The organism is Bacteroides caecigallinarum (assembly GCF_016902295.1).
Classification (GTDB): Bacteria; Bacteroidota; Bacteroidia; order Bacteroidales; family Bacteroidaceae; genus Phocaeicola; species Phocaeicola caecigallinarum_A.
On the sequence record NZ_JACJLQ010000237.1, the window covers coordinates 1 to 219 of the forward strand.

A 219-nucleotide genomic window follows, 5' to 3' on the forward strand; every position below is an offset into this window, starting at 1 on the left:
CGCAGCAGTGACACCACCGCCGGCTGACGGAATAGCCGGTTAAAGAGTGTAGACGTCGATTCCCGCAGGCAAATCCACGGGAAGAGTCGAACTTGAGAGTACACCAACATCTTCGGGTAGCGGTGATAGTGTGGGTAAGCAGACTGCCGAGAAAATCCGCTAAACATAACGTTGTAGGTACCCGTACCGCAAACGGACACACGTAGTCGGGTTGAATAT

At 53.0% G+C, this 219-nt stretch carries 1 rRNA gene; it reads left to right on the plus strand.

The window, feature by feature from the left end:
• A 23S ribosomal RNA gene (locus H6A27_RS14960) occupies positions 1-219 on the plus strand; the annotation flags it as partial.